We start from the raw sequence: 5,197 nt of genomic DNA on the forward strand, positions 1-5,197 counted from the left end.
GCGACGCCGGTGCCGGCGTCGTCGTCATGGCGCACTGGCAGGCACAGTCCGGCAAGGGCGCCGCCGTCACCCACGACGCCCCGCGCTCCTGACCACACCCCATGGAGGCCACCATGCCGCACGACTCCGCCACCCCCCACGTCACCGTCCGCACGCCGCACGGCCCCGTGCGTGGTGAGCGCCACGCCACCGGGGTGAAGTTCCTCGGGATCCCCTACGCCCAGCCGCCCGTCGGCGCACTCCGGTTCGCCGCACCCGTACCGCCCGAGCCGTGGACCGAGGTACTCGACGCCACCTCCTACGGACCGACCGCGCAGCGCAGGCAGTTCGCCGAGGTCACCACCATCCCCGAGCCGTCCATCCCGGGCGCCTCCACGCTCAACCTGAACGTCTTCACCCCCGACCCGTCCCCGGCCGCCGGCCTGCCGGTCCTCGTATGGCTGCACGGCGGCGGCTTCGTCGCCGGATCGGCCGCCAGTCCCTGGTACGACGGCGGGGCCTTCAACCGGGACGGCGTCGTCCTCGTCTCGCTCGGCTACCGGCTCGGTATCGAGGGCTTCCTGCAGCTGCCCGACGCGCCGGACAACCGGGGTGTACGCGACTGGATCGCCGCCCTGGAGTGGGTACGCGACACCATCGCCTCCTTCGGTGGCGATCCCGCCAAGGTGACCGTGGCCGGTCAGTCGGCGGGCGGCGGGGCCGTGCAGACGCTGCTCGCCACACCCGCCGCCCAGGGTCTGTTCAGGGCGGCGATCTCGGCGTCCGGCGCCGTGATGGAGCCGCAGAGCCGGGAAGTGGCCGAGGCCGTCAGCCGGCTGTTCACGCGGCGCACCGGCGTCCCCGCGACCGCCGCCGCGCTCCAGGACGCGACCGACGCCGAACTCCTCGCCCACCAGGACGCGCTCGGCGCCCCCGGGCCCGACCGGGGACAGCTGCCGATGCTCGTCCTCGCTCCCTTCGCCGACGGGGAGCTGATCCCGCAGCCGGTGCCCGACGCGCTCACCGCCGGCGACGCGGGCGAAGGCATCCCGCTGATGGCCGGCTTCACCGCACACGAGTTCAACGGCATGCCGCAGCCGGACGCCACCGACGCGGACCTGAGCGGCCTGCTCGCCGCCCTCGGCCTCGACGAGCACCACGCCCGGCTCTTCCGCGACACGTACGCCTCGTACGCGGGCGATCCGGCCGTCCTGTCGGGTCAGGCGGTCACCGACACGACGTTCCGCGCTCCCGGGCTGGCCATCGCCGACGCACGGGCGCGGCTCGGACGGCCCACCTGGCTCTACCAGTTCGGCTGGGCCGGCACCGCACCGGGCTGCGCGGGCATGGCGTACCACTGCACGGACCTGCCGTTCGCGTTCGACGTCCTCGACGCCGAAGGCGTCACCGCCGCCCTCGGCGAGAACCCGGCACAGCACCTGGCCGACGCCATGCACGCGGCCTGGGTCGCGTTCGTCCGCGACCTGGACCCGGGACCGTCCTGGCCGCGGTACAGCCGCGAGGGCCGCGAGACGATGATCTGGGACGAGTCGCCGCGCATCGAGCGCGACCCGCTGAGCGCGGTACGGGAGACCTGGGCGCGGCCGTTGCCGCGGGGGTGATCGGCAGACGTAGCGGGCCTGCGCGCGGCGCCTCGGGGGAGGCGCCGCGCGGACGCTCGCGGCCGCGTCACGCCCGGCCCGGCCGCCGAGCGTGGGCGGGACCGGTGAGTTCGATCTCCACGAAGGCCAGAGGGCGTGTGCCCGCGTTGACCACCTCGTGTTCGGCACCGGCGGGACGTGCGTAGGACTGGCCTGCCCGCAGTTCGGAGGCGGTGACTGTGCCGTCGGCCGCGACGGCGTCGATCAGACCGTCGGTGACCGGCACGACGACATAGTCGTACCCGTGCACGTGGCGGCCGGTGCTCTCTCCGGGCGCGAAGTCCCAGCGGGTCACCCGCACGTGCTCGTCCTCGTGCTGCACCGTCGAACGGGCCGAGCTCGTCATCGGGGTCTCCTCGTCATTCATCATGTGACACTGAACGGGCGGTCAGCCTCCGGCAGAGCATCCCAGGGAAAGCGGCGGCAGGTTTCACCCCGTCTCGACCTCTCGTGGCACCGACACCGGCGACGGCCACGAGGACGATGCCACAGGCGGGGGCCACGCCGGGACGCTGCCCGGGCACCAGGAGGCCGATCATCAGGGCGACGGCCGGTCCCGGGAAGCCGGCCTCAGGTCCACTACCACGCCGTCGGCGCCTTCGCCTCAACCAGTGATCATGCGGTACGAAGTCCGGTGTGAACGAACAGACTCAGCCCACGACCGTTCGCGTGTTCATCGCCCTCGCCCCACCCGACCACGCGAAGGATGAACTCGCCCGGGAACTCCGCCCCGCCTATGACACGTACCCTCACATGCGGTGGAACCGCATCGAGGACTGGCACATCACCTTGGCGTTCCTCGGGGAACTTTCCGTCTCCACCGTTCCGCTCCTGCGCCCGCCGCTCGCCGGCCTCGCGGCGGCCCACCAGCCGATCCGCCTGGCCCTGCGCGGTGGCGGAACCTTCGACGACCGGGTGCTGTGGAGCGGTGTCGACGGAGATCTGGACGGGCTGCGGATGCTCGCCGCCGACGTACGTACCGTGGTCAAGAGCTGCGGTGTCGCGTTCGAGGGCCGACCACTGCGCCCGCATCTGACGCTGGCTCGTGCACGACGGGGCGATCGGTCCTCGACGGCGGACATCGCCGCAGGGCTCACCGAATTCGCCGGAAGCCGATGGCCGGCCGAGCGTCTGCACCTGGTCGGCAGCAACGCCGGCCGCAGCACCGGGCCGATCCACTACCGCGACATCGAGTCATGGGCCCTCGGCGGCGGAAGCTGACCCCGTCCGCGATCGAAGCCCGGCGCCGTAACCACCACGACCGCCGTCCGCCGGGGTGTTCTCACACGCGTCCGCCGCCCCCGCCGGGGGCCGGGTCCCGAACCTTCCCCACAAAGACACTTGACCTGGAGCGCGCTCCAGATCCGAGCATGGGGGCATGAACATCACAGCCCCTCAGATCGTTCTCGGGACGATGGACTTCGGCACCCGCGTCGGCACCGAGCAAGCCTTCGCGATCCTCGACTCCTTCGTCGCCGGCGGCGGTGTCTGGCTCGACACCGCGAACTGCTACTCCTTCTGGGCCGACCCCGACGGCGTCGGCGGCGCCAGTGAGCGCGTCCTCGGCGCGTGGCTCCGGGCCCGCCCCGGCGCACGCGACGCGGTGCGCATCGCGACGAAGGTCCGACAGAACCCGCTCGTCCCGCACTCCTGGCCGGACAGCGCCGAAGGGCTCTCCACCGACGCCGTCCGCGCCGGCGTCGAGGGGAGTCTGAGGCGTCTCGGAGTCGATCACGTCGATATGCTCTGGGCCCACGCCGAGGACCGCGGCGTGCCGTTGGAGGAGACGGTCGGCGTCTTCGGCGAACTGGTCTCGAAGGGAACGGTGCTGCGCGTCGGGGCGGCGAACCACGCCGCTTGGCGTGTCGAGCGCGCCCGGTCACTCGCACGGGAGCAGGGCGTGGAACCGTGGACGGCCCTGCAACTGCGCCACTCGCTCGTCCAGCCCCGCCCGTTCACCCGCCTCGCGGAGGACGGCCACCGGCTGCTCACCGCCGACGACCTGGACCTCGCGCATGCGGAGGGGCTCACCGTGTGGTCGTACAGCTCGCTGATCTGGGGTTCCTACGTACGTGCGGACAAGCCTCTTCCGCAGACCTATGATCACCCCGGCAACACCCGGGTGCTCTCGGTCCTGGACGACACGGCCGGCGAGGTCTCGGCCTCCAGGAACCAGGTCGTCCTCGCCTGGCTGATGCGGCAGGGTATCGACCCCATCGTCGGTGCGAGCCGGGTGGAGCAGATTGAGCAGGCACTCGCCGCACGCCATGTGCGGCTCAGTGACGAGCACGTGGAGCGCTTCGCCCGGGCGCGATAGCAGCGGCCGGAAAGAGAGTCCCATGACCACCGCCCTCACTCCGGCGGCAGCCGCCGACCGCACCGGTGTCTCCCTCGACACGCTGCGCTACTACGAACGCGAAGGGCTCATCGGCCCGATCCGGCGCTCCGCCGGCGGGCACAGGGAGTACACCGACGAAGACGTCTTCTGGATCGGCCTGGTCACATGTTTTCGTGAGGCCGGCCTCGGCATCGCGGACCTGCGGGGGTTCGTCGCCATCCTGCGCGCCGAGCACCCCGCGCAGGACCGGGTCGCGTTCCTCCGCAAGCGCCGTGCCGACCTGGAGCAGCGGGTGACTGCACTGTGCCGGGCGATGGAGGTCCTCGACGAGAAGATCGCCTACTACAGCTGAGTGCAGAGGGCCCCGCGCCCGGCTTCAGCCCTGCCCGTCGCACATCGCCCGGTGAGGACGAGGACGCGGAGTGTTCGCGCGTCGTCGGCGTCGTGGTCCGGTGGCCGCGGTGCGGCTGTTGCTTGCGGCCTCAGAGGGGCAGGACGGTGCTCGGTGAGCATCCGGCAGAGGCGGTGCGGATAATGAGGGGTGATCGGGGCTGATGTCGCCCACCATCGGGGCATGGATGACACGGCCTTGGTATCCCGTTTCCTGCGCGACGGCTTCGTGAAGTTGGAGGGCGCGGTAGCGCCGCGTGTGGCCGCGGACTGTGCGCGGCTGCTGTGGCGGGAGACGGGCTGCGACCCGGACGATCCGGCGACGTGGACGCAGCCCGTGCACTGGGTGGCCGGCATGGCGCAGGGGCCGTTCGCCGCCGCACCCAACTCTCCGTCTCTGCAGCACGCGTACGACCTGCTCGTCGGCGCGGGATGCTGGGAGCCGCGTTACTCGCTGGGCACGTTCCCGCTGCGCTTCCCGCACGAGGAGGAGCCGGACGACGCGGGCTGGCACATCGAGGGGAGCTATCTGCCGGAGGGCGAGAGCTGGTACTTCACCAATCTGCGCTCCCGGGGCCGGGCGCTGCTGATGCTGTTCCTCTTCAGCGAGGTCGGTGAGGAGGACGCCCCGACCCGGATCCGGGTCGGCTCGCACCTCGATGTGCCGAAGGTGCTGGAGAAGCACGGGGCGGACGGGGCGAGCGGGCTGGCCCTCGCGCCCGACCTGGTGGCGGCGTCCGACCACCGGCCCGTCGTCCTCGCCACCGGGTCCCCGGGCGATGTCTTCCTGTGCCATCCGTTCCTGGTGCACGCGGCGCAACCGCACCAC

6 protein-coding genes are annotated in these 5,197 nt (G+C 72.0%); 5 read left to right on the plus strand and 1 reads right to left on the minus strand.

Annotated elements, in window-relative coordinates; genetic code table 11:
* Nucleotides 1-113: 113 nt before the first annotated feature.
* Entirely contained in the window at nt 114-1,601 is a 1,488-nt protein-coding gene (locus J1C73_RS18355; protein ID WP_124285424.1) for a carboxylesterase/lipase family protein, read from the plus strand.
* Nucleotides 1,602-1,668: 67 nt separating this feature from the next.
* Here the strand turns inward: J1C73_RS18355 and J1C73_RS18360 are convergent, their stop codons facing one another.
* Nucleotides 1,669-1,986 (minus strand): cupin domain-containing protein, encoded by a 318-nt coding sequence (locus J1C73_RS18360; protein WP_207317358.1) that lies wholly within the window; start codon nt 1,984-1,986, stop codon nt 1,669-1,671.
* Nucleotides 1,987-2,276: 290 nt separating this feature from the next.
* Here J1C73_RS18360 and thpR point away from each other — a divergent pair, with 290 nt between their 5' ends.
* From thpR to J1C73_RS18380, 4 genes are all read left to right on the plus strand, one after another.
* Nucleotides 2,277-2,861 carry an RNA 2',3'-cyclic phosphodiesterase gene (gene thpR / locus J1C73_RS18365; RefSeq protein WP_207317359.1) on the plus strand — a complete coding sequence of 195 codons (585 nt, stop codon included), beginning with the start codon at nt 2,277-2,279 and terminating at the stop codon, nt 2,859-2,861.
* 157 nt (nt 2,862-3,018) lie between these two features.
* Nucleotides 3,019-3,957, plus strand: coding sequence for an aldo/keto reductase (locus tag J1C73_RS18370; protein ID WP_207317360.1), 939 nt, complete (start codon nt 3,019-3,021; stop codon nt 3,955-3,957).
* A 22-nt stretch (nt 3,958-3,979) separates the two neighbouring features.
* The gene (locus J1C73_RS18375; protein ID WP_207317361.1) at nt 3,980-4,330 is read left to right on the plus strand and encodes a MerR family transcriptional regulator; all 351 of its coding nucleotides are present in this window, start codon (nt 3,980-3,982) and stop codon (nt 4,328-4,330) included.
* A 222-nt stretch (nt 4,331-4,552) separates the two neighbouring features.
* Nucleotides 4,553-5,197 (plus strand): phytanoyl-CoA dioxygenase family protein (locus J1C73_RS18380; protein ID WP_207317362.1); only part of this gene is annotated, 645 nt, incomplete at its 3' end.

It is taken from the genome of Streptomyces laculatispora (assembly GCF_017353455.1).
Lineage (GTDB): Bacteria > Actinomycetota > Actinomycetes > Streptomycetales > Streptomycetaceae > Streptomyces > Streptomyces laculatispora.

What these genes read in the sequence shown, in the direction of transcription:
- J1C73_RS18355 (WP_124285424.1), top strand. Translation starts at nt 114, where the DNA reads ATGCCGCACGACTCCGCCACCCCCCACGTCACCGTCCGCACGCCGCAC.
- J1C73_RS18360 (WP_207317358.1), bottom strand. Translation starts at nt 1,986, where the DNA reads ATGACGAGCTCGGCCCGTTCGACGGTGCAGCACGAGGACGAGCACGTG.
- J1C73_RS18370 (WP_207317360.1), top strand. Translation starts at nt 3,019, where the DNA reads ATGAACATCACAGCCCCTCAGATCGTTCTCGGGACGATGGACTTCGGC.
- J1C73_RS18375 (WP_207317361.1), top strand. Translation starts at nt 3,980, where the DNA reads ATGACCACCGCCCTCACTCCGGCGGCAGCCGCCGACCGCACCGGTGTC.